The sequence below is a fragment of the Bradyrhizobium sp. NBAIM14 genome (assembly GCF_020193895.1).
In the GTDB taxonomy this organism is placed as follows: Bacteria; Pseudomonadota; Alphaproteobacteria; order Rhizobiales; family Xanthobacteraceae; genus Bradyrhizobium; species Bradyrhizobium yuanmingense.
Window position 1 is genome coordinate 474,158 of sequence record NZ_JADYVQ010000004.1, and the last position, 23,871, is coordinate 498,028.

Consider the following 23,871-nt stretch of genomic DNA (forward strand, 5'->3'; position numbering starts at 1 on the left):
ACAAATCGGACCTTGACTTGGAACCAGAGCCAACTAGCAACAGACGGCAGTATCAACACCGGTCATGCCCGATGGTGACAATCTTTTTTGATCTCGACGGCACGCTGACGAACCCGAAGCCCGGGATCACCCGCTCGATCCAATATGCGCTGGAACGGCTCGGCGTTCCCGTGCCGAGCGAGGACGAACTGACCTGGTGCATCGGCCCTCCGCTGCTTGCCAGCCTTCGCAAGCTCACCGGAGCCGATGAGCTCGCCGACCGAGCACTGCTGCTCTATCGCGAGCGCTTTAGCGATATCGGCCTGTTCGAGAACGAGGCTTACAGCGGAATTACGGACACGTTATCTTCGCTCGCAGCGACACGTCAGCGCATGTTCGTGGCGACCAGCAAGCCCGCCGTCTACGCCAGCCGCATCGTCGATCATTTCGGCTTGAAGCCGTATTTCGAACGCGTGTTCGGCTCCGAGCTCGACGGCACGCGTGTCGACAAGCGCGACTTGCTTCGCTACGCGCTCGACGAGACCAGCGTCGATGCGAACAGCGCGATCATGATCGGCGACCGCAGCCACGACGTGGTCGGCGCCAGGACCAACGGGATGACCGCCATCGGCGTGCTCTACGGCTACGGCAGCGAGGCCGAGCTGCGGGAGGCCGGCGCGCATCACATCTGCGCGGCACATCCCGAGCTGCTCGGCCATTGTGTCGCTTAGGTGCTGACAGTTTCGACCGCCGCTAGCATGCCTGTCTTCGGGTGACAGTTCAGATATTCGAAGAACTGTTCGTCGGCGGCCGCCACCGTCACTTCGTGATAGAGCCGCAGCTTGGCTGACGGCCCGAGCGTCGACAGATATTTCATGGCCGCGCCGAAGATCCTGACATGGGTCGGATGCGACTCCGCCCAGCGTTCGAGCGCGGCGAGGCTCTTCCACCAGCTCTGCCCGTAGGATTTTTCGCTCGCGCTTCCGTCGGCCGCCAGCACCTGCATGTAGCGGTTGGCATAGCAGCCAATCGCGAGGCCATCATCGCGCAGAAAGTCCATGCCTTCGCGTAGCACCGGTTCGACGTCGTCGAGATAGAGCTTTCGCTCGGATGCTTCCGTATCGCTCCAGTCCTGCCCGGACCGGATCAGGCAGAGATTATCGTGCGCCACGACTCTCAGCCGCGGGCCGTCGCAAATCAGCTCAGGCGCGCCACCAGGCGCCATCGCATCAGTCTGCGACAGCGGGATACGGTCGCGCATCCCGCCCCAATAGGCGTGCTCCTGCACCTCGCCGCTCATGCCTTCCGCAACGACGGCGATACCTTCTGGCCGATCGGGCGAGGAGAACAGCGTCTCGTGACGGGCCACAACGGGACGCAGCACCTCGATGAAGGTACCGATGCCGTCGCGTTGCCGCCCGGTCCACATCTCGCGAGCCCCCGCGAACCAGGCATCAAAGCGCGCGAGATCGTCCCAATAAGCGACCATGACAACATTCTCAGAGCCAAACTGATCTGTATAACTTGCCCGGTCCCAATGCGACGGACCGCCATCCATTGCGAACAGTCCTGCGAGTTCTTTCAACGCCTCCATTGCCGCCGGTGCCGCACCGCCATGCTGGACACCGAAATAGGCCATTACGACGCGGCCGACCGAAGGTTTGTAGCGCGCCACGAAGGACGGATATGGCGGCTGGTAATCGTCCGGCACGCGCTTGTGGCGCGCGCGTGGAGTTTCGAGATGCGCAGGAATAGCGGATTCCATAGCCATGCCCTCCCCGTGATCGCCGCGATCAGCTTGCCGCCGCCGCAATGTCCATGGGCTCGACGGTGTCGACCGGCAGCGCGAACTGCTCGACCCGCTGGTATCGCTTCTTGTTGAGCAGCAGCCGTGTGACGTCGGGCCGCGAATAATGTCCGGCGGGATCGGCAGCATTCTTGGCAACGCCGATGGCGCCGAGATCGATCTCGGCGATCAGCAGGCCTTCCTGATCGGGTGCCAGCTTGTCCCCGATCTGACTGCCGTCGGGGCCGTAGATGGCCGCAAAGCCGCCGCCCGCATGCAACAGCGCATTCTTGTCCGGCCGGTCGCAGAGCTCGTCGATCATGACCTGCGAGACGGTGGCGCAAGGCGCGAGCACGAAGCAGGAGCCTTCCACCGCATAGACGCGCGAAGCCGCGTTGTTGACCTCGGCCCCTAATGCCGGCGCGAAGGGATCGTAGAGCGAGAAGCTCGGCCAGGCCGCGACATGGACCTGCTCGTTCTGAGCGTACATCGCGTATTTCGACAGCGGCTGCAGATGCTCCCAGCAGCACAATGCGCCGAGCCGGCCGATGTCGGGCCGCGCATGCACGGCGAGGTCGCTGCCGTCGCCTTCGCCATAGACCGTGCGCTCGGCATGGGTCGGCCGCAGCTTGCGGCGCTTTGCAATGGTCTCGCCATCAGGGCCGATCAGCCATTGCGCGAGGTAAAGGCTGCCGCCGTCGCGCTCGGACAAGCCGATCACGGCGGTGAGCCTTGCCTTGCGCACGGCCTCGCGCAGGCGCTCGGCCTGCGGGCTGTCATAGGACAGCGAGTTGTCGAAATAGCGCTGCACGAAGCCCCGCCCGATCGCCCAGGCCGGGGAGTCCAGCCAGATGTGCCAGGGGTAGCCGGGGATGAAAGCTTCAGGAAAGGCGATCAGCTTGGCGCCCTTTTCCGCGGCCTCCCCGATCAGCGCGATCGACTTGTCGATCGAGGCGTCGAGATCGAGCCAGGCCGGTGCCGCCTGCACCACCGCAACCTTGTATTTCGGATGTTCGATGCCCATTGCCGCCTCCATTGCCGGTTGATCGCAAGCCACGTCCGATGCAGTCTATTTGGCCAAGCTGGGCGGCCAGGCGCTCGACCACGGCGGAACAAAAACTCGACTGGAAGGGATCGCCCGGTACGGAATTTGCCTCCGGTCAGGCTCGATCTGCGCCAACATGCGGTTTTGCAGGATGTGAAAGGGAGGCTGTCCTGATGCCAATCCAGTTCACGACAGACGGCAGTCCCGGCTACCGGCGGCTCGCGCTCTGGCAGGACATCGTCTGCGACGTCTTCGTCGGGCTCGACTGCAAGTCCGACCTCGGCAGCGCCTTTCATGGCTCGGTCACGCAGGCCTCGCTCGGCAAGGCCGTGTGCTCCGAGGTCTGCTCGGACCGCCAGCACGTCTTCCGCACACCGTCGCGCATCGCGCGCTCGGATCAGGGTTTCGTCCTAGTCGCACTCGGCAATCGCGGCAACGGTGGCGTTGTACAGGACGGCCGCGAGACCGTGATCCACCCCGGCGAGTTCGCGCTCTACGACACGACGCGCCCGTACGAGCTGAAGTTCAACGACAGATTTACGCAGACCATCTTCAAGGTCCCACGCGAGATGCTGCAGCGGCGGCTCGGCGGCACCGAGACGCTGACAGCAATGTCATTTGGCGCCGACGCACCGCTCGAGCGGCTCGCCTATGATTTCATTGTCCGGCTCTGCCAAAATGCGGATAGCTTGGCTCTGGATACGGCTACGGCGCTGTCGGAGCAGGCAGTTGATCTGCTTGCGATGGCATTGAGCGAGCGGCTCGGCAAGTCATCGCTGCCGTCCTCGACCCACCGCTCGGCCCTGCTCTACCGAGTGAAGGCGCACATCCGCGCGCACCTCGCCGATCCCGATCTCTCGGTCGCTGAAACCGCAGCCGCGCTCGGCATCTCGCCGCGCTATGTCAACGATCTTCTCGCAGACAAGGACACCTCCTTCCAGCGTCATGTCCTTGCCGAACGCCTCGCCCGATGTCGGAGGGATCTCGCCTCGCCTCTGCTCGCCCATCGCCACATCAGCGAGATCGCCTTCGCCTGGGGCTTCAACGACCTCTCGCATTTCGGCCGCGTCTTCCGCGAGCATTTCGGGATGTCGCCGCGCGACTTCCGGCAGAGCCAGTTGCGGCATTGAGGTGCATTCCAGTCGGCTGTCATCTGCACGATCAGGTCATGCCGAGCAGGGCCGGTATGTGAGCAGGTGATAGGACACGGCGCCTGCTTGCAGTATCTTCCGCCGCCAAGGCCGCCACGATCATCAGCGGCCAGCCGAGGAGCAGATCGATGGAATACCGACGCTTGGGCCGGTCCGGCCTCATGGTGCCTGCCTTGAGCCTGGGAACGGGCACGTTCGGCGGCGTCGGCCGCCTTGCGGCATGGGGCACGACGGACGCGACCGAGGCGCGGCGTCTTCTGGACATCTGCCTCGAGGCCGGCGTGTCGATGTTCGACACCGCGAATGTCTATTCGCTCGGCGAGTCCGAGCGGGTGCTCGGTGAGGCCATCAAGGGTCGCCGGGACAAGGTCCTGATCTCGACCAAGGCGACCTTCCGCTTTGGCGACGGTCCCAACGATATCGGCTCGTCGCGTGAGCACCTGCTCAAAGCCATCGACGGTTCGTTGAGCCGGCTCGGCACCGATTATATCGATCTTTTCCAGCTCCACGGCTTCGACGCCTTCACGCCGCCCGAAGAGGTGCTCTCGACTCTCGACGTGCTCGTGCGCGCCGGCAAGATCCGTTATGTCGGCGTCTCGAATTTCTCGGGCTGGCACCTGATGAAGTCGCTCGGCGTCGCCGACAAGCACGGTTTTCCGCGTTACGTCGCCAACCAGACCTACTATTCCCTGATCGGGCGCGACTACGAATGGGAGTTGATGCCGCTCGGCCTCGACCAGGGGTTGGGCGCCGTGGTCTGGTCGCCGCTCGGCTGGGGGCGCCTCACCGGAAAGATCCGCCGCGGTCAGCCGAAACCGGAAGTCAGCCGCCTGCCCAAGACGGCCGAATTCGGACCGCCCGTCTCGGACGAGCACGTCTACCGTGTCGTCGATGCGATCGACGAGATCGCGAAGGAGACCGGCAAGAGCGTCTCGCAGATCGCGCTGAACTGGCTGCTGCAGCGTCCGACGGTCTCGACGCTGATCATCGGCGCACGCAACGAGACCCAGCTGCGCGAAAATCTCGGCGCGGTTGGCTGGTCCTTGACCAAGGACCAGGTCGCAAAGCTCGATGCCGCGAGCACGGTGACGCTGCCCTATCCCTACTGGCACCAGCGCGTGACCTTCAGCGACCGCAATCCACCGGCGGTGTAGGACAGCTGCATCAAGCGCGCTTGGGTAAGCCGGCGCGCTGGCGGCCGGTTCCGGAACTATCGCGGCCCTGCCCTGTTGGCGCAATACTCGGCATGTGGCCGAGTCCGATTCGCCAACGATACGCCGCTCACGATGTCGACAGTCACCATTGAGCATGCCGACGGCCTGCCGCAGCCGCAACGCAATCAGGCGGTGCTGACCATTGCGCTCGGCATCGTCATGGCGGTGGTCGACAGCACCATCGTCAATGTGGCGCTGCCGACGATCGCGGCCGATCTCGATGCGACCCCGGCCTTGTCGATCTGGATCGTCAGCGGCTACCAGCTCGCGATCACGATCTCGCTGCTGCCGCTGGCTTCGCTCGGCGAGATCGTCGGCTATCGCCGCGTCTATCTGGTCGGGTTGGCGCTGTTCACGCTGGCCTCGGCCTTCTGTGCGCTGGCCCACACGCTGCCGCTGCTGACGATCGCGCGCATCCTCCAGGGCTTTGGCGCGGCCGGCATCATGAGCGTCAACGCCGCGCTGGTGCGTTTCACCTATCCGCGCAGCCTGCTCGGCCGCGGCATCGGGCTCAACGCGCTCGTCGTCGCCTTCTCGGCCGCGATCGGCCCGACACTCGCCGCCGGCATCCTCGCGGTCGGAAGCTGGCCCTGGTTGTTCGCGATCAACGTGCCGCTCGGCGTGGTGACGCTGGTGCTGGGCCTGCGCAGCCTGCCGCACACCAAGCCCGCGAGCCGCTCGTTCGACTGGCAGAGTGCGGGGCTGTCGGCGATCACGTTCGGCGTCGGCATCGCGGCGGTCGACAACGTCGGTCATGGCGAGGCCGCGATCACCTGTCTCGTGCAGTTTGCCATCGCGATCGCCGCGGGTGCGCTGCTGATCTATCGCGAGACTCACATGACCTCGCCACTCTTGCCGATCGACCTGCTGCGCATCCCCGTGTTCGCGCTGTCGATTGCGACCTCGATCGCATCGTTCTGCGGGCAGATGCTGGCCTTCGTCGCGATCCCCTTCTATCTCCAGAGCCGCTTCGGCTATTCGGCCGTGCATATGGGCCTGTTGATCACGCCATGGCCGATCGCATTGGCGTTTGCGGCCCCTCTCGCCGGCCGCCTGGTCGAGCATTATCCGGCCGGCCTGCTCGGCGGTATTGGGCTCACGCTATTCGCCTGCGGCCTTGGCGCGCTCGCCTTCCTGCCGGCGACGCCAACGCCGCTCGACGTGATCTGGCGGATGGCGCTCGCCGGCGCCGGCTTCGGTCTGTTCCAGACCCCCAATAACCGCACCATGATCGCAGCCGCCCCGCGCGAGCGCGCCGGCGGCGCCAGCGGCATGCTGGGGACGGCGCGCCTGCTCGGCCAGACCACCGGAGCGGCGCTGGTGGCGCTGTTGCTCGGACGGTATCCGCTTGAGGGGACCAGGCTGGCGCTCCTTGTCGGCGTTGGATTTGCGCTGTGCGGCGCGATGCTGAGCATGCTGCGGCTTTCCACAGCCGGCGCGCGCGGTGCCGAGCACGTCCGCGTGCAGGACGATCAGCGCCTGCGGGGTGAATAGCCGGACCCGACCCGGTTCGCGCGTAGTCGTGCACAACCTCTGCGTGGCTTAACTATTCGGAGCAATGGCCTATTGCCCTCCCGCCCCGGTTGCGCATAGTGGCGGTGGGACAAGGGGCATTTCATGCGTTCATTTGGAATTGTGGCGCTCAGCGTCATGCTGGGCGGCTGCGCGTCGGTCACGCGCGGTACGACGGAGAATATCAGCATTTCATCGACACCATCAGGCGTGGAAGCCGTCGTCAGCGGAATGGACGTTCCGACCACCTGCACGACCCCTTGCTCCGTGGTCGTCAAGCGGAACGCCGACATCTCGATCACCTTCCAGAAGGAAGGCTATCAGCCGCAAATCGTTCCGCTCAGCCGGGACGTCCAGACGGGCGGAGCCGCGGGTTTTGCGGGCAATCTCCTGTTGGGCGGTATCATCGGCATGGGCGTCGACGCAGCGACCGGAGCCGCGACCGATCACAAGCCGAATCCGGTCATCGTGACGATGCAGCCGTCGGTCCCGCACGCAGCACCGCGCGCACCGAGAAAGCCGCGGCCACCGCGCGAACCGCAGGCCGGAACGTAAGGCCTCCTCGCGCAGACATCGGTGCAAACAAAAAGGCCGGCTTTGCAGCCGGCCTTTTCGATTTCATCACTGCCGATCAAACCTTGACCAGCGGCCCCTTGGAGGTCGGCCCCTTTGAGCCGCCGGGGCCACCCGGCTTGGATTTGCCCGGCGGGCGCTTGCGGGTGCCGGGCAGCTTCTCCTGCTTCGGCGTGACCGGGCCCTCGACGAATTCGAAGCCGATCTTCTCCTTGGTCTCGTCGGCCTCGTCCTTGACAAGGACGACGCGAACGTGGCCGCCACCCTTGAGCTTGCCGAACAGCACCTCGTCGGCCAGCGGCTTCTTGATGTGCTCCTGGATCACGCGCGCCATGGGACGTGCGCCCATCTGCTCGTCGTAGCCGTGCTGGACCAGCCAGGCCTTCGCCGGCTCGGACAGCTCGATGGTCACATCGCGGTCGCCGAGCTGCGCCTCGAGCTGAAGCACGAACTTCTCGACCACGGTGCCGATCACCTCGACGCTGAGATGGCCGAACGAGACGATGGCATCGAGACGGTTGCGGAATTCCGGCGCGAACTGCCGGTTGATCGCCTCGTGATCGTCGCCTTCCCGCTTCGACCGGGTGAAGCCGAACGCCTGCTTGGCGAGATCCGCCGCGCCGGCATTCGTGGTCATGATCAGGATCACGTTGCGGAAGTTGACCTGCTTGCCGTTGTGGTCGGTGAGCCGGCCGTGGTCCATGATCTGGAGGAGCACGTTGTAGAGGTCGGGATGCGCCTTCTCGATTTCGTCGAGCAGCACCACGCAATGCGGATGCTGGTCGACGCCGTCGGTGAGCAGGCCGCCCTGGTCGAAGCCGACATAGCCGGGAGGCGCGCCGATCAGGCGCGACACGGTGTGCCGCTCCATGTACTCGGACATGTCGAACCGCAGCAGCTCGACGCCGAGCGTCGCCGCGAGTTGCTTGGCGACCTCGGTCTTGCCGACGCCGGTGGGGCCAGAGAACAGATAACAGCCGATCGGCTTCTCCGGCTCGCGCAGGCCGGCACGCGCCAGCTTGATCGAGGCGGCGAGCGATTCGATCGCCTTGTCCTGCCCGAACACGGTGCGCTTCAAGGTCTGCTCGAGATGCTTGAGCACCTCGGCGTCGTCCTTCGACACGCTCTTCGGCGGGATCCGAGCCATCGAGGCGATCGTGGTCTCGATCTCCTTGATGCCGATGGTCTTCTTGCGCTTGTTCTCGGCGACCAGCATCTGCGCCGCGCCGGACTCGTCGATCACGTCGATCGCCTTGTCGGGCAGCTTGCGGTCGTGGATGTAGCGCGATGAGAGCTGCACCGCCGCCTCGATCGCCTCATTGGTGTACTTCAGCCGGTGATAGTCCTCGAAGTACGGCTTGAGGCCCTTGAGGATCGCGATGGCATCCTCGACCGTCGGCTCGTTGATGTCGATCTTCTGGAAGCGCCGCACCAGCGCGCGGTCCTTCTCGAAGTGCTGGCGATATTCCTTGTAGGTGGTCGAGCCCATGCAACGGATCGTGCCCGAGGCCAGCGCCGGCTTGAGCAGGTTCGAGGCGTCCATCGCCCCGCCCGACGTCGCGCCCGCACCGATCACGGTGTGGATCTCGTCGATGAACAGGATGGCGTTGGGATGCGCCTCGAGCTCCTTGAGCACCTGCTTCAGGCGCTCCTCGAAGTCGCCCCGATAGCGCGTGCCGGCAAGCAGCGTGCCCATGTCCAGCGAGAACACGGTGGCCGCCGCCAGCACCTCCGGCACTTCGCTGTCGACGATGCGCTTGGCGAGCCCTTCTGCGATCGCGGTCTTGCCGACGCCGGCTTCACCGACGAACAGCGGGTTGTTCTTCTGCCGGCGGCACAGCACCTGGATCGCGCGGTTGATTTCGGAATTGCGTCCAATCACCGGATCGATCTTGCCGTCGCGCGCCTTCTTGTTGAGGTTGACGCAATAGGTCTCGAGCGCCTCGCCCTTCTTCTTGGCGTCCTCGTTGCCCTTGGTCTCGGTCTCCTCGTCGACGCCGCGCACCGGCCGCGCCTCGGAGACGCCCGGCCGCTTGGCAATGCCGTGGCTGATGTAGTTGACAGCGTCGTAACGCGTCATGTCCTGCTCCTGCAGGAAATACGCGGCATGGCTCTCGCGTTCGGCGAAGATCGCGATCAACACGTTGGCGCCGGTCACCTCTTCGCGACCGGACGACTGCACATGGATCACCGCGCGCTGGATCACGCGCTGGAAACCGGCGGTCGGCTTGGCGTCGTCGGCGCCATCCGTCACCAGGTTCTCGAATTCGGTCTCAAGGTAGTTGACGAGGCTCGTACGGAGCTTGTCGAGATCGACGCTACAGGCGCGCATGACGGCGGCTGCATCGGAGTCGTCGATCAAGGAGAGCAAGAGATGCTCGAGCGTCGCGTATTGGTGATGACGCTCATTTGCGATCGCCAGCGCACGATGCAGGGATTGTTCAAGGCTTTGGGAAAAAGTCGGCATTCGCGTCCTCTATGGCCCCCACCATCATGATCGTCATCGCCCGGTCAGGCAACAACAACCTTTGTCACATATAGTTATACAAGACCGCGGCGAAAGACCGGTTCCGCGACTCGGCGGCGACACACTTGCGGCATTTTCGATGCAAAACCCGTTCCGATTTGGGCGGGATCGGCGCCGGCGCAGAATTCCGTAGTTTTGCCGGCTGCAGCCCACCGCGCGCAGCCGCTACGCGACAATCACACTGCGGCTTGTACAAGAGCCGGCTTCAAACGCGCCGCAAGCCGTCTTACTTCTTTTCCATCACGCATTGCAGCGGGTGCTGGTGCTTGCGGGCGAAGTCCATCACCTGCGTCACCTTGGTCTCGGCGATCTCATAGGTGAACACGCCGCACTCCCCGATCCCGTGATGATGGACGTGCAGCATGATCTTGGTCGCGGCTTCGATGTCCTTGTTGAAGAACTTCTCCAGCACGTGAACGACGAACTCCATCGGCGTGTAGTCGTCGTTCAGGATCAGCACGCGATACAGGTTCGGCCGCTTGGTCTTGGGCTTGACCTTGGTGATGACCGACGTGCTCGGACCCGAGGGAGTACCCGAACGGTTGTCGTCATTGCTCATGCGAGGCGCGTTGGCAGCGGCTGGCGCGGACAGATCGAGGCTGGAAGTCAATTGCAGCATGGCACAGGCGTTCAAATTCCCCACGGAAGCGAATGGCGGTCACCGCGCGACCCCGCCCTTCGGAGCCTGGCGCAGGCGCGCCGCCTTGGATCGCCGCTCCCGGCAAATGTGGTCGAGGCCGGATCGCTCGCCAGCAATATGGCCCTGCCCCCGGCCCGCCGCAAGCACGCGGGGGTTCAGCCCATGCGGTCGCAGCAGTCCCGATTCCCGGTCCGGGCGATCCTGATCAGGTTAATCAATCCGGAGCGATTTGACAAAAATTTCCGCCCGGCACGTTTAGAACGTGTTGACCAGGAACCCGGCCGTTAACCCGGCCGCGACGGTTTTCCGCAAAACGCTCCGTTTTTCTACGGTCCAATTTACCTGCCATTCAATGGCATGGCGCGAAATCGGGCAAAACACAGATTTCGGGATCGTCATGTCTGGTCTGCCCCTCGTCAGCCGCCTTGGTCGACAACTCGCCCGTTTCGTAGCGGCCGAGCAAGGCAATATCGCAGTGATCTTCGCCATTGCGCTCGTTCCAGTGCTGGGTTTTGTCGGCGCCGCGCTGGACTACAGCCGGGCCGTCCACGCACGCACCTCGCTGCAGTCTGCGCTCGATTCCGCAGCATTGATGGTCTCCAAAGACCTCACCAACGGCATCATCTCGGAGTCCGAAGTTGAGGCCAAGGCAAAATCCTATTTTAGCGGTCTCTATACGGGTCGCCCCGGTTTGGTCTCGACCGCAGACATCCATGCCACCTACACCCCGAAGGATTCCAATGGAATTTCGAACGTCGTGGTCACCGGATCGGGCGCCATGCCGACCGATTTCATGAAGATCGCGGGCTTTCCGACGCTTGGATACAATGGCAGTTCGACTGCGGCGTGGGGAAATACGCGCATGCGGGTGGCAATGGTCCTGGATAACACGGGATCGATGGCCCAGAACGGCAAAATGACGGCCATGCAAGCCGCGGCCAAGGACATGATCACCACCTTGTCCAACTACAACAAGCAGACGGGCGACGTTTACATCTCGATCATTCCATTCTCGAAAGACGTCAACGTCGGCACGACCAATGTCAATGCCTCATGGATCAACTGGACTGAATGGGAGGCCGAGCCTCCGATCCTCGTCAACAACAAGTCCAGCGCCTTCAATTCGGCCATCGGCGGATCGAACTGCCCCTTTTCGTACTCCACCCACGGCTTTGTCTGTATGGACCGGCCGGCCACGTTGAGCGGCGCCAACACCACCAGCAAGATACCGTCGACCGGCACCTATGCCGGTTACATCTGCCCGAGCAGAGACAATGGCAGCAAGATCTCAGGCAAGTCCGGCATCTACTACAACGGCTGCTACACTACCGCCACAGGGGCGAGCGCAAGCTGCGGATCGAGCACGAGTTGCACCTGCACAGGGAGCGGCTCGGGCAAGATCTGCCATCTCTGGCGCGGCGACGGGACCACAGCAACGGCTGCGGCAGCACCGGGTCACAACACCTGGACCGGCTGCGTGAACGACCGCGATCAGGATTACGACACGAAGAACTCCGCACCCGGTTCGGGCAGCGGGAGCCCCTCCTCGCAGTTCTATGCCGAGCAGTGGTCGGGTTGCCTTCCGGCCACCGTGTTCCCGATGAGCAATCAGTGGCAGACGCTCAAGGATCAGATCACGTCGATGTCGCCGAGCGGCAACACCAACCAGGCCATTGGTCTTGCCTGGGGTTGGCAATCCCTCAGCACGACCAACCCGCCGATTGCGGCACCGGCCAAGGCCAGCAACTACGTTTACAAGGATTATATCGTGCTGCTGTCTGACGGCTTGAATACCCAGAACCGCTGGAGCACCTCGCAGTCCGCGATCGACGCCCGCCAGGCGATCCTCTGCGACAATATCAAGGCGGACAAGGCAAACCCGATCACGATCTTTACAATTCAGGTCAACATCAACAATGCCGACGCGAAATCTCAGGTACTGGAGAAATGCGCAACCGACGGGAACTTCCAAATGATCACGAGTTCCTCTCAAACTTCGGACGCGTTCAAGAACATCCTGACGCAGATTTCCAAGCTGCGCGTCGCGAAGTAGTCCGATCAAACATCCGCAAATGAAAAGCCCGGCCAACTCGGCCGGGCTTTTGCTTTCAGGCTCGTATCAGCGGGTCAGTTCGCGGCCGGGGTGAACTTCGACACGATGGTCTCGACCGGCTTGAACGCCTGCTTGGCGAGGTCGCTGTAGAGGCCGGCGATCTTCTGCGATTCCGCGACAAAGGTTTCGTAGGCGGAACGGGCAAAATCGGTCTGCGCTTCCATCGCCTTGTCCAGCGACTTCACGCCGGAAAGCTTCTCGACGAAGGACTTGGTGTCTTCGAACGACTTCTTCGTGTAGTCGCCATAGGCGCTGGCGATCGCCTGGAGGCCGTGCTGCACCGAGGTCGCGGAGGCAACGCACTGCTCGAACTGCTCTTTCCCGTAGCTCTGGAAGTCTTCAACCTTGAACATTTCGGAATCCTTTTCCCTGGCTCGCGTCGGGAAGCCCCGGCTCCCTGACTCCGCCCAAAATTAGTGCAACGCACAAAAAAGTCAAGAATCTTGTGCGTCGCACAAATCCGGCGCAAATCGCAGAGATTCCCGGGGTTTCCCGCAAGGGTTCCTTAAGCTTTTGGAAACCGGGCCACCCTACCTTGATTCCCTGGACGTGGTCACTTCCGCGAGCGGCCAAAAGCCGTTTGAGAACATCACCCTAGCCAGAACAGCGGCTCGGGTCCAACGTCCCCCGCGGCCAACACCAGCGGAGGGACAGCCTGAGCAGGTAATGATCCCGGGTCCGTCGGGCACAATTTCGCCTCACGAGCCGGTGATCAAGTCAGAAACGGGGACGGGGTTCCATGCTTCGTAAAAACTTGTCTGCCTCGCGCTGGGCGCGGGTTGGCGTTTTCGGGCTTCTTACGGTCACCACCGCAGTCATCTTCACCGTCGATGCAGCCGAGGCACGGCGCCATCGTCGACATTACGCGCACCACCGGGTGCAGCACGACGTGTCCGAGAGCTCCAGCTCGAAATTCGCGTCCATCATCATCGACGGCAATTCCGGCGCAGTGCTCCAGGCGACGAGCCCTGACGCGATCCGCCACCCGGCCTCGCTGACCAAGATCATGACGCTCTATCTGCTGTTCGAGCGCCTCGAATCCGGCAAGATGAAGCTCGACACCGAGATGCCGGTGTCCAAGCACGCCGCCGACCAGGATCCGACCAAGCTGAATCTGCGTGCCGGCCAGACCATTCGCGTCGAGGACGCGATCAAGGGCCTCGTCACCCGTTCGGCCAACGACGCAGCCGTGGTGATCGCGGAAGCGATCGCCGGTGACGAGGACGACTTCGCCCGGATGATGACGCGCAAGGCGCGTTCGCTCGGCATGTCCAGGACGGTCTACCGCAATGCCAACGGCCTGCCCAACGACGAGCAGGTCACGACCGCGCGCGACCAGGCCACGCTGGGTCGCGCCATTCAGGAGCGCTTCCCCCGCTACTATCGCTATTTCGCAACCTCGACGTTCAATTGGCGCGGACAGTCGATCCGCAACCACAATCGCCTGCTCGGCAGTGTCGAAGGCGTGGACGGCATCAAGACGGGCTACACCCGCGCTTCCGGCTTCAACCTCGTCAGCTCGATCCGCCGCGGCAACCGCCACCTGATCGGCGTGGTGCTCGGCGGCCGCAGCGGTGGCTCGCGCGACGCCATCATGCGCAACCTGCTCGCGGAGAACATCGAAAAGGGCGCGACCGTCCGCACCGTCGCCGCAGTCACGGAGCGCAACGGCACTGAAGCCAACGTCGATGTCGCCGATGCCTCGGATACGCCGGCACGGCCGGCCCTGCCGGTCCAGGCCGCGGCGGCCCCTGCTCCCGAAGCCGCCCCTTCGCGCCTTGCCTCGCGTCTGTCGACGCTGGCCGCAGCGACTGCGGCGATGCCGCCCGCTCACTCCAAACCCGAAGCTCGGCCGACGGAGTCCAAGGTGGAGCCGGCGCCGCTCACCAACGGCGTGATCTCGAGCCAGCCGCTCTCCATCATCCCCGGCTCTTCCGAGCCGATGAAGCCGGTTCGGGTCAAGACCGTTCAGGTCAAGGCCGGCGCCGTGAAGGTAGCCTCCGCGGCTCCGGCCCAGGGTGGTGTCCAGGTCGTTGCGCCGCCGGTCACCAGCACCGTCCCGCCCCGTTCCGAGGTCGCGGAAACCTCAGGTGCCGTCGTCGCCAGGGCAGATCTCATCAACAAGCCGGAGGCGGTGAGCCAGCCGGACGCGCCGAAGGCCGAGATGGCCCGCACCGAACTGCCGCGGCAGCCGGCGGGCTTCGGCACCGGCAACGGCATTCTCGGCGTGCTGCCGGCGGCAACCGCCGCCGCACCGGCTCCCGCCGCTCCGAAGCTCGCCTCGGCCGACCCGGCGCCGCACCCGATCCAGATGAGCGCCACCACCAAGCCCGCCGTCACCCACAGCGGCTGGATCGTCCAGGTCGGTGCGCTCGAGAGCGAGAACGAAGCTCAGCAGCGCATCGATGCGGCCCGCAACTCGGCCCGCGGCCTGCTCAGCAAGGCGGACCCGTTCACCGAGGCGGTCGTCGCCAAGGACAATCGCAAGCTTTACCGCGCCCGCTTCGCCGGGCTCGAGCGCGATCAGGCCGAAGCCGTCTGCCGCACCTTGAAGCGTGCCGAGATCTCCTGCATCACCGTTCGCAACTGATTTCCTTCTCCGCTCCAGACCAAATGCCCGCGCCTTGCGCGGGCATTTTCGTTTTGATGCGGCAGTGATGCGCAGGCTGTTCCGGACAAGGCTGTTCCACGACAACCTCTCGTCAAGGATTTACGGTTAAAACTTTGCTCAAGGGGATCGACCACGCCGACAAGGGCGGGCGACGGCAGACAGAGCAAACGGAGCTCACGCGGTACGGGCGTTTGTAGCGTTGGTGCCGGAGTTAGCCGTTATGCGTGCGAAGCAGAGTATCCTTGGCCTCGTTTACCCGGGCAGCGAGATACGTCGAGCCCCCCTGGTCGGGATGGAGTTTCTTCATCAGGGACTTGTGGGCCCGGCTGATGTCGTCGCGCCCCGCTCCCGGCTGCAAGCCAAGGATCTGATAGGCTTCCTCCGCCGTCATTTTGCTGCTCGCCGCCGTGCGGCGCTGCCGCCCTGCCGTATCGCCCTGCGCGTTCTGACGCCAAGCGGGAAACCGGCGGTCCAGATAGCTTTCAAGTAGGGCCACGCTCTCGGCGTCGAACGTCGAGACCATCGCGAGCAAGCCGGCGAGATCGAATTCGTCGAGATTGCGCCCGGCATGAGGCCCCGCAACGATCTGGCCAGAAAGCTGGCCGGAATCGTGGTCGAGCCGCATGTCCAGGAATTGCGAGCGCACCCGCGAGGCCTGCCCGGACGGGCGCGTCGCACCGCCGCCGAACAGCCCGCCGACATTGCCGAAGCCGGCATTCGCGAGTGGTGTCCAGCCGAGCAGGCCCGCGCCGAAAATTCCGAGCGGGATCGCAACCGCCAGCTCGCCGCGCAAGCCGGTGAAGGCCGCAACCACCAGCGCCAGCACGCCGCCGCCGAACTTGAGGGTGCGCGCCAGCACCGCTGGATTGGCGGACCGGAACATCTGGAGCAGCAGGTACAGCGTGATAACGGCGACAGCGCCGGCGATCAGGGTCATGGCCGGAATATAGTCGTGCTGTTGTCAAAAAGCATGGCGCCCAGCGCCGCAAGCCGCACGGGCCGGGCTGCTATTTCATCTGGCTGATCAGCTTCGCCGCGCCACTCACGCTTCCAGCCAGCTTCAACAGCGCCTCACGTCCACCCGCGGCATAGGCCGCAGCTGCCCGCAACAGCTCGCGCAGCTGCGCTGCCGCACCGGGATCGAACCGGCACCAGGCACCGCCAGTCAGCCGCGCCATCTCGCGGAAGGCCTGTTCGGCGACCGCGTCATGGCCCTCCTGAAAGACGAATACGGGCACCTTGAGCATGCCGAGCTCGCCGGCCTTGGCGCAGAGCTCGTCGATGTCTTCCTCCATGGCATCGCCGACGAAGACCACGGCCCGCACGCCGGATGCTACTGCCTCGCGCCTGGCCTCGCTCAGGACCTTGCCGATCTGGGTATCGCCGCCGCGGCAATCGATCTTGCTCATCAGCGTCGCCAGCCTGGCGCTGTCGGAAATCCAAGCCGTGGCTCGGCACTCGTTGAGGCCGCGATAATAGACCAGCCGGATGTCGAGACTGCCGAGCGCTGCGGTCTCGCGAAACATGTCGGCCTGGAGCGCGCAGGCCAAGTCCCAGGTCGGCTGCCGGCTCATGGTCGCATCCAGCGCGAAGATCAGCCGCCCCCTTGCGCCCGGGGCATGCGGCGAGAGGGTCCGCGCCTTGGCAACGAACGCGGCGATGTCTTCCGAGGTCGAGGTTTGCGCTTGCGGCAGCACGCCGTCTGCTCGCGCCGAGACGGCATCGCGGCCGCGCGGTTTGATGGGTTCGCCCGACATCGCAGCTACACCTTGCGTCAGAAGCTAATGTGGTCAGCGCATGCGGCACGGTCAATGCGCAAAGCCTCCGCGGGCGGGCGCCGGCGGAGGCTTCGACGATTGGTGCAGCCTTGCGACGACGTCAGCTCGGTAAGCTCTTGGACGTCAGCTCTTGGCAGGAGCCATCAGGGCGACCGGGCCCGGCTCCAGGATCTTGGGCGGGGCGGACTGCGTGTCGACCGGTGCGATCTCGCTGTCGGTCGCGCTCAGGAACTTGTCGAGCATGCTCTGGATCGAGCTTTTCGCCACATCCGGACCGGTATCGCGCATGTCGTTGTGCTGGAACTCGGTCTTCACGACCTGAATGCCTGCCTGCTCGCATTCCTCGTCGGTTGGAATCACGCCGGCGTCGGCCTTGAACTGCGGATCCTGGGAGCGGAACGACAGGATCTTGAACTTGCCCGCGGTAACGAAGGGCACGCGCAGATTGTCGAGGGTGACGACCTTCTTGACCTCATCCGGATACTGCTTGGCGAAGTACATGGTGATGTCGCCGCCCATGGAATGGCCGACCATCGTAACCTTGTCGTAATCGGCGTTGGGCTGAACCTTCTTCATCTCGTGCACGGCGAGATGGATGTTGGCGACGCCGCGCAGGATCTGCGGCAGCCGGCCGACATAGAGCTCGCCGGGCTTGGTGACCATCGGAGGATCAGTCGGCAGATCGTGCTGCGGGCTCATGACCATGTAGCCGCGCGCAGCGAAGATGTTGGCGAGGAAGCCGTATTCGGTGTTCTTGACGGTGTTGCCGTGATTGATCACCGCGACGGGCAGCTTGATCATGCCGGCATTGGCCTGCATTTCCTTGTCGCGGCGCACCGCGATGGAAACAGGCACCGGACGGTTATCGCGCGAGGCATCGTAGAATGTGATGGTCTCGTGCTTGATCGCCCACTTGCTCGCCGTGAAATAGGCGATGCCGCAGAGGGCACTGACCGAAACCAGAACGGCAATTCCACGCTTCATTTTCGTCCTCAGCCTCAGGCCTAAGCGGCCTGAATCCCTGTTGAAAATCGTGTTCTCCGGGGCTCTTCGTCCCCTTGTCGCCTATTCCCTAATATATGTCACAGCAGCGTGACAGGAAGGCTAAATGTTGTGAATCGGCAGCCCTTTCATTGTGCGTTGCACTCGTTCGGTGAGCACCCCATTCTCATACCGCTACGTGAGGGTGCAGGTGCCTATTCGACGCAACCGGTCTTGATCGGGTTCGACTCGCGGTAAATGCAGGGTGAAAACGCGCGCGGCGCAGTCCCGGTTCCCGCGCCAGCCGAAGGCCCGGATCGGCCGGGAGTAGCGCTATACCGCGAGGTCAGGCGCCGAGGATATCGTGGACCTCGAGCGGCTTGTCGACCTGGCTGAACCACTCGGCCCGGTTGGCCGCGCGGCGGCGGCCGCGCTCGTCGAGCGGGAGCTTGAGCTGGCGGAGCAGGCTCGTCACCTCCTCCCGCGCGGTGAGATGGCCGAGATTGGGCCGCATGCCGAGCGTGGCCTCGTCGATATCGTCCAGGGCGGTCAGGCCGCGTGGGAAGAATTCGCGGTACACGACCCGCTCGGCGAAGCCGTCGACGTAGCGGAAGCCGAGCCGCAGCGACAGATCCTTCAGGCCCTCGGCGACGAGCTGCTTGTTGCGCGAGCCGAGCATGGAAAGGCGGTTGCGCACGACGATCCAGTCTGTGGTTGCGCCGTCGAGCTGGCGTCGCTTGCGCCTGACGTCACGCACCATCTCGGCGTAGTGGCTCTCGCCCGTCACTGCGTAAGTCGCGGGATCGACGGTGCCGAGCACGTCGAAATCGAGGAAGCTGTCGTTGATCGGCGTGACCAGGGTGTCGGCCATCGAATGCGCGAGCCGCATCAGATAGCTGTCGGTGCCGGGCGTATCGATGACGATGAAGTCGAAGCTGCTCTCGACCGCGGAGACGGCTTCCATGAACTGCTGGAACTCGGAATTCTCGTTCTCGGCAATCTGCATGGTCTCGCCGAGCTTGATGCAGCGATGCACCGGCAGCTCGAGGTCGAGCTTGGTACGTTGCGCCCAGGCGGACCGGTTGCCGATGTAGCGCGTGAAGCTCTGCTGGCGACAATCGAGGTCGATGGTGGCGACGCGCTGGCCGGCCTTCAGAAGTGCAACGGCGATGTGCAAGGCCGTGGTCGATTTGCCGGAGCCGCCCTTCTCGTTGCCGAGCACGACCACGTGCGCCGAGCCGGATTGGCCTTGGCTAGCCTGCACAAGCATGGCGATCCTCAACACCCCTTGCGAATATCTTCGAGTTGACCGCGTCAGCGGTCAAGTGAAATGCGTGACAGGAAATGCAAATTGCAACGCGCCGTTCTCACGATGTGTCGCGGCGCCGTCTTTCGTCTGTGATCCAGCCCACAATGTCGCGACGTTCTACGCCGCCTTGCGCGGGATGCTGTGCCGCATCCGGATGCATGGCGTCCACGATCTCCGCTTGTTAAGGTTAGCCGCCGGGCGCGACGCCCGCACCTGCGCCGCTTCCCAATCGTCGAGTCCCAATGTCAGCAAGCCCATTGATCGCCCGCACGGTCCCCGCCCTGCGACGCGCCGTCGACAATCTCCGCAAGCGAAAGGCCACGATCGCACTGGTCCCGACCATGGGGGCCCTCCATGACGGGCATGTGTCGCTGGTTCGCCTCGCCAAGCGGCGCGCCAGCCGCGTCGTGGTGTCGATCTTCGTCAACCCGACCCAGTTCGCTCCGACCGAGGATTTCGGCGCCTATCCGCGCACCTGGACGGCCGACATCGCCAAGCTCGCGGCCGAGGACGTCGATATCGTCTGGCACCCGGGCGTCGCGGCCATGTATCCGGAGGGGTTTGCCACCCGCATCGCGCCGGAGGGGCCGGCGCTCGCCGGCCTCGAGGACCGCTTCCGCCCGCACTTCTTCGGCGGTGTCGCCACGGTCGTCGGCAAGCTGTTCACGCAAGTCCGGCCGGATGTCGCGATCTTCGGCGAAAAGGATTTCCAGCAATTGCGCGTGGTGACGCAGATGGCGCGCGACCTCGACCTCGGTGTCAAGGTGATCGGCTCCCGCACCGTGCGCGAGCGCGACGGACTCGCGATGTCCTCGCGCAACGTCTACCTCTCGCCCGAGGAGCGCCAGACCGCCATTGTCCTCTACCGCGCCATGAGAGAGAGCGCCGGGCGCATCCGGGCCGGCGATTCGATCGCGCCGGCGATGGCCGGCGGTGCAGACATGGTCAAGGCGGCCGGCTTGGTGCTCGACTATTACGAGGTCCGCCATGCCGAGACGCTGGCACCGGTCACCTCGCGCAAGGACGGCCCCTTGCGGATCCTGGTCGCAGCCAAGCTCGGCACCACCCGGCTGATCGACAATATGGCTGTTTAGAGCAGTCCGAGGTCACGCAGCTCGCGCCGCATCGGCTCCGGCATCGCCGCAATCGAGCCGGCCGCTGACTTGCCGAGATCGGCCGGCACGGAATCGTCGGTCAGATAGCGCCAGCCCTGGAACGGGCGCATCGGCCGCGGCGAGACCGAGATCACTTTCGGCTGCATCACGATCCGGCAGCGCCCGATGCCGTCCTTGTCGCGGAACGGCTCGATGCCGATGATCTTTTCGCGCGCGGCGATCTCGCCCTTGATCACCCAGTAGAGCGAGCCGCCGGCGAGGATCTCGGCGTCGCGCTTGGGCACCATGCGGGTGATGTGGATGTGATGTTGCGGCAGACCCTTCTTCTTGGCGGTCTGCATCCGTTCGGCCACCCACTCCTTCAATTCCTTGACGGAGTCGCAGCCGACGGCGAGCTTGATCAGATGGAGTGGCATGCCCAAGCATTAGCCGGGCAACCCAGCATTTGGAATGCCGATCTACTCGTTATCCGCAGGCGCGGGAGCGGCGGTCGAGGCCGGCGGCGGCGCGAGCGGAACCGGCGCCGCAGGCGCACGCGCAGCCTTTTGGGGCGGCGGCTTCTTCGCAGCCGGCGGGCTCGATGCCGGAGGCGCTGCGGCCTGTGCGGAGGCCGCGGCCGGCGCACGCGGTGCTGCCGCCGCATTTGCGGCCGGCGCGGCCTGGCGCGTCGCCGCCGTGGGCTCCGGATTCATGATGCTCACCGGCGGCGTCGAGGACGCGCTCGGGAACTCGGCATTGGTCGGCCTGCCCGTCGGCATTGACGGCGGCAGCCCGGCGAGCGCGGCGTTGGCGGGCATCGCCGCTGCGGCTGCTGCGGGCGCGTTCCAGGTCGGCGCATAGCGCGCGACCAGGGTCTCGTAGAGATGGGAGTCCATGTTGGCGGCAACCTGCTGCTGGTCGGTCAGCGAGCGGAACGCGGCGCAATCGAACTGCGTGCAGCCGTCACGCGCCACCAGCACATGTGCAACGAGACCGTAACGATCTCGCTCGAGCGACTTGCGCAGCACCTTCATGTCGAGGGTCAGGCTCTTCTCCGCCGTGGCGACATCGCCGAGCGCGGTCAGGCGGTCGATCCTGGCGGCGGTGTAGGAGACCGCCGCGGCCGCAGCGTCAGGCGCGCCGAACAGCGCCTTCTCGCAGCCGGCGCCAACGGCATCGCCGGCGAGATCGTCGAGACAGGACAGCGCAGGCAGACTCGCGCTCACCACAGCTTGCGCGCGCGCCTCGGCCGGAGCGGACGGCGCGTCCGGTCCATAGAGACGCACCGTGGCTGCGCCGGCGATCGCGATGGATAGCAGGGTAATGACGGTCAGCGCGCCGTTCGCGACCGATCTGTCGGCGCGCAACAGCGTGATCAGCAGAATCAATCCGAAGAATCCGGCAGCCGCCAGCGTCATCCAAATCGGGAAGGCCGGCGAGAGCCAGATTTGGTCGAGCGAAGTGGCCCATGCCCAGTTCATGCGCGACGTCCCCTCACGCGAGCAAAGAGCGGATGGTCAAGCGAGCACCGCGAGTCGGCAACTGCCCCCGCCCACCCTTGTGAAGGTGAAGCGGGCCTTTTGACGGCGGCAGAGTACAATTCCCGGGAGGCGCCTATGCACTGACGGCGTCGGCCTTCAGGAGAGCGCGAGCTGGCTTTCCTTGGCGACGCGCTCGAAGGCTTCGGTCGAGCTTTTGATCCGATACTGGCAGTCGTCGCCTTCGGTCGGGAGCAGACGGATGACCTCATACGCGCCGCTCGCAGCCGGACGCGCGACATTGCTGGCCGTGAATAGGACGCGCGTTCCCACGGGGAATTTGTGCTTCAACACCCTCTCCATTACTCAAACAGCGCCCGCCTCGCCCAGTGTCCCACTGCGAGGGCCGGCCGGAAACCCGGGCGGCTGTATAGCACGCGTCCGATGCTTTTGGCCAGCGCCATGCCGGCATGGCCCGCGCACAATTTTTGCAGTTATTTCAGGATGATAACGGGACAGCCGGTGGGGCGATGATACCGGCGGAGCTGCTTATTCCGCCGACATGTCGCAGGCCTGTCGCACCCTCCTCCCGATCGGCTGGCGTCCCCGCCTCCGGCCGGCGCCGGTCGGACTGCCGCTCAGGCGTCCTCGAACTTGGCGATGACGAGCGTTTCGGCCAGTCCATCCCGGGTCCATTCCTGGAACGCCGGCAGCGCCATCATGGTCTCCATGTAGGCCCTGGTGTCCGGCGCCACCTCGATCGCGTAGGTGCGGAAGCGGTGCACGACGGGGGCATACATGGCGTCCGCCGCACCGAAGCGGCCGAACAGGAACGGTCCCTGTGCGCCATAGCGGGTGCGGCACTCGCGCCAGATCTCCTCGATGCGCGCGATGTTCGCCTTGGCATCCGCCGACAGCGCCACGGCGCGGATCGGCCGATGCAGGTTCATGCCGCATTCGTTGCGCAGCGCCACAAAGCCGGAATGCATTTCGGCGCATACCGACCTGGCATGCGCGCGCGCGGCGACGTCGTCAGGCCAGAGCTTCGCTTCCGGATAGCGCTCGGCGACGTACTCGATGATGGCAAGCGAATCCCACACGGTGACGTCGCCGTCGACCAGCACGGGCACCTTGCCGGCGCGGCTGAAGGACAGGATCTGCGCCTTGTCGGCGGGATCGTCGGTGTAGAGCGGGATCAGCGTCTCCACGAACGGGATGTCGTTGGCGCGGAGCGCGAGCCAGGGCCGCATCGACCATGACGAGTAGTTCTTGTTGCCGATCGCGAGTTTCAGCGCAGCCATGTCACTGGTCCTTCGTTTAGTCCTGCAGTTGCAGCCGCTTTTAGCGCCATCGCCTGCCGCCAATCAATCTTTGCTCGCCCGCTTTGTGGGAGCTGAAATGCGTCGGCCTCGTGCTGATTTGCGTCTACGCCTTCTTCAAATTCGCCTGGGCCTATCGCCTGTTCAACTATGTCGCAATCCTGTTCGGCGGTATGCCGCCGGCCTCACAGCGCGACACCCCCGAGGCCGAAGCCCACGTCATCCGCACCTCGCGCCTGTTCGAATCCGCCGGCCGCCACTTCAACCGCGGCCAGCGTGCCTTCTTCTTCGCGCTCGGCTATCTCGGCTGGTTCGTCAGCCCCTGGGTGCTGTTCGTGACCACGGCAGCGGTCGTGGTCGTGACCTAGCGGCGGCAGTTCGCGTCCAGCGCCTGGGCCGCGATGGCGCCGGAGGTGGTGAATGGTGGCGAGGGGATGAAGCGGGGGCATTGAGCCACGTGTCCCGGACAAGCTGCAACGCGTGAAGCGTTGCGGCGCAGAGCCGGGACCCAGCGCCACACGGATTGCTCGGAGGCATGGGCCCCTGCTCTGCAGCGCATCGTCGAACCGGACGATGCTTCGCATCGCCGGGGGGACGCTGCGCTGCGTCCGGGGCACGAGATCGGATCACAGACATGCCTTCGCGATCTCGCGGCTGCTTCGCCCGAGCTTTGCTTCGTCTCGCCGCCCTCATAGCCAAGAGGGCGCAGGGAAGGCCGGGTGCCGGCGGCACCCGCGGTCCGCTGCGCGAAAAGCACACGC

21 protein-coding genes and 1 pseudogene are annotated in these 23,871 nt (G+C 64.6%); 9 read left to right on the plus strand and 13 right to left on the minus strand.

Going from position 1 to position 23,871, the window contains the following annotated elements; genetic code table 11:
- Positions 1-71 precede the first annotated feature (71 nt).
- Positions 72-710: an HAD family hydrolase gene (locus tag I6F28_RS14010; protein WP_036015178.1), complete on the plus strand. Its 639-nt coding sequence runs from the start codon at positions 72-74 to the stop codon at positions 708-710.
- Here I6F28_RS14010 and I6F28_RS14015 read toward each other — a convergent pair.
- Entirely contained in the window at positions 707-1,744 is a 1,038-nt protein-coding gene (locus tag I6F28_RS14015) for a phenylacetaldoxime dehydratase family protein (protein ID WP_225140137.1), read from the minus strand. The two genes, I6F28_RS14010 and I6F28_RS14015, sit on opposite strands and share 4 nt — an antisense overlap.
- A gap of 28 nt (positions 1,745-1,772) precedes the next feature.
- Positions 1,773-2,789: a carbon-nitrogen hydrolase family protein gene (locus I6F28_RS14020; RefSeq protein WP_225140138.1), complete on the minus strand. Its 1,017-nt coding sequence runs from the start codon at positions 2,787-2,789 to the stop codon at positions 1,773-1,775.
- Between the two features lie 194 nt (positions 2,790-2,983).
- Here I6F28_RS14020 and I6F28_RS14025 point away from each other — a divergent pair, with 194 nt between their 5' ends.
- From I6F28_RS14025 to I6F28_RS14040, 4 genes are all read left to right on the plus strand, one after another.
- Positions 2,984-3,940, plus strand: coding sequence for an AraC-like ligand-binding domain-containing protein (locus tag I6F28_RS14025; protein ID WP_225140139.1), 957 nt, complete (start codon positions 2,984-2,986; stop codon positions 3,938-3,940).
- A gap of 149 nt (positions 3,941-4,089) precedes the next feature.
- Complete coding sequence (locus tag I6F28_RS14030; RefSeq protein ID WP_036039342.1) at positions 4,090-5,115, plus strand: aldo/keto reductase; 1,026 nt, start codon at positions 4,090-4,092, stop codon at positions 5,113-5,115.
- A gap of 132 nt (positions 5,116-5,247) precedes the next feature.
- Complete coding sequence (locus I6F28_RS14035; protein ID WP_051057186.1) at positions 5,248-6,669, plus strand: MFS transporter; 1,422 nt, start codon at positions 5,248-5,250, stop codon at positions 6,667-6,669.
- A gap of 123 nt (positions 6,670-6,792) precedes the next feature.
- Complete coding sequence (locus tag I6F28_RS14040) at positions 6,793-7,242, plus strand: PEGA domain-containing protein (protein ID WP_036015182.1); 450 nt, start codon at positions 6,793-6,795, stop codon at positions 7,240-7,242.
- Between the two features lie 76 nt (positions 7,243-7,318).
- On the opposite strand, the gene clpA is transcribed toward I6F28_RS14040, so the two are convergent.
- The gene (clpA, locus tag I6F28_RS14045; RefSeq protein ID WP_036015184.1) at positions 7,319-9,727 is read right to left on the minus strand and encodes an ATP-dependent Clp protease ATP-binding subunit ClpA; all 2,409 of its coding nucleotides are present in this window, start codon (positions 9,725-9,727) and stop codon (positions 7,319-7,321) included.
- A 286-nt stretch (positions 9,728-10,013) separates the two neighbouring features.
- Positions 10,014-10,346, minus strand: a complete 333-nt coding sequence (gene clpS, locus I6F28_RS14050) for an ATP-dependent Clp protease adapter ClpS (protein ID WP_036015195.1) — start codon at positions 10,344-10,346, stop codon at positions 10,014-10,016.
- 343 nt (positions 10,347-10,689) lie between these two features.
- Here clpS and I6F28_RS14055 point away from each other — a divergent pair, with 343 nt between their 5' ends.
- Positions 10,690-12,480: a TadE/TadG family type IV pilus assembly protein gene (locus I6F28_RS14055; RefSeq protein ID WP_225140140.1), complete on the plus strand. Its 1,791-nt coding sequence runs from the start codon at positions 10,690-10,692 to the stop codon at positions 12,478-12,480.
- Positions 12,481-12,554: 74 nt separating this feature from the next.
- Here the strand turns inward: I6F28_RS14055 and phaP are convergent, their stop codons facing one another.
- Complete coding sequence (gene phaP / locus I6F28_RS14060) at positions 12,555-12,893, minus strand: phasin family protein (protein ID WP_011087913.1); 339 nt, start codon at positions 12,891-12,893, stop codon at positions 12,555-12,557.
- Between the two features lie 386 nt (positions 12,894-13,279).
- Here phaP and I6F28_RS14065 point away from each other — a divergent pair, with 386 nt between their 5' ends.
- Complete coding sequence (locus tag I6F28_RS14065; protein ID WP_225140141.1) at positions 13,280-15,130, plus strand: D-alanyl-D-alanine carboxypeptidase; 1,851 nt, start codon at positions 13,280-13,282, stop codon at positions 15,128-15,130.
- A 232-nt stretch (positions 15,131-15,362) separates the two neighbouring features.
- On the opposite strand, the gene I6F28_RS14070 is transcribed toward I6F28_RS14065, so the two are convergent.
- The 4 genes from I6F28_RS14070 to I6F28_RS14085 form a co-directional block, all read right to left on the minus strand.
- Entirely contained in the window at positions 15,363-16,088 is a 726-nt protein-coding gene (locus tag I6F28_RS14070) for a DnaJ domain-containing protein (protein WP_036015208.1), read from the minus strand.
- 70 nt (positions 16,089-16,158) lie between these two features.
- Complete coding sequence (locus I6F28_RS14075; protein ID WP_036015211.1) at positions 16,159-16,908, minus strand: hypothetical protein; 750 nt, start codon at positions 16,906-16,908, stop codon at positions 16,159-16,161.
- A 144-nt stretch (positions 16,909-17,052) separates the two neighbouring features.
- Complete coding sequence (locus I6F28_RS14080; RefSeq protein WP_036015213.1) at positions 17,053-17,913, minus strand: alpha/beta fold hydrolase; 861 nt, start codon at positions 17,911-17,913, stop codon at positions 17,053-17,055.
- A 343-nt stretch (positions 17,914-18,256) separates the two neighbouring features.
- Positions 18,257-19,180: a division plane positioning ATPase MipZ gene (locus tag I6F28_RS14085; RefSeq protein WP_036015216.1), complete on the minus strand. Its 924-nt coding sequence runs from the start codon at positions 19,178-19,180 to the stop codon at positions 18,257-18,259.
- A 281-nt stretch (positions 19,181-19,461) separates the two neighbouring features.
- Here I6F28_RS14085 and panC point away from each other — a divergent pair, with 281 nt between their 5' ends.
- The gene (panC, locus tag I6F28_RS14090; protein WP_225140142.1) at positions 19,462-20,313 is read left to right on the plus strand and encodes a pantoate--beta-alanine ligase; all 852 of its coding nucleotides are present in this window, start codon (positions 19,462-19,464) and stop codon (positions 20,311-20,313) included.
- Here the strand turns inward: panC and I6F28_RS14095 are convergent.
- The 4 genes from I6F28_RS14095 to I6F28_RS14110 form a co-directional block, all read right to left on the minus strand.
- Positions 20,310-20,750 (minus strand): DUF1489 family protein, encoded by a 441-nt coding sequence (locus I6F28_RS14095; RefSeq protein ID WP_036015220.1) that lies wholly within the window; start codon positions 20,748-20,750, stop codon positions 20,310-20,312. The two genes, panC and I6F28_RS14095, sit on opposite strands and share 4 nt — an antisense overlap.
- A 42-nt stretch (positions 20,751-20,792) precedes the next feature.
- Positions 20,793-21,794: a hypothetical protein gene (locus I6F28_RS14100; protein WP_036025621.1), complete on the minus strand. Its 1,002-nt coding sequence runs from the start codon at positions 21,792-21,794 to the stop codon at positions 20,793-20,795.
- 156 nt (positions 21,795-21,950) lie between these two features.
- Positions 21,951-22,154 (minus strand): hypothetical protein, encoded by a 204-nt coding sequence (locus tag I6F28_RS14105; RefSeq protein ID WP_085969273.1) that lies wholly within the window; start codon positions 22,152-22,154, stop codon positions 21,951-21,953.
- Positions 22,155-22,429: 275 nt separating this feature from the next.
- On the minus strand, positions 22,430-23,092 hold the full coding sequence (locus I6F28_RS14110; protein WP_036025622.1) for a glutathione S-transferase family protein: 663 nt from the start codon (positions 23,090-23,092) through the stop codon (positions 22,430-22,432).
- Positions 23,093-23,151: 59 nt separating this feature from the next.
- On the opposite strand from I6F28_RS14110, the pseudogene I6F28_RS14115 reads away from it, so the two are divergent.
- Positions 23,152-23,562: pseudogene (locus I6F28_RS14115) on the plus strand (DUF599 domain-containing protein); the annotation flags it as partial.
- Positions 23,563-23,871 lie beyond the last annotated feature (309 nt).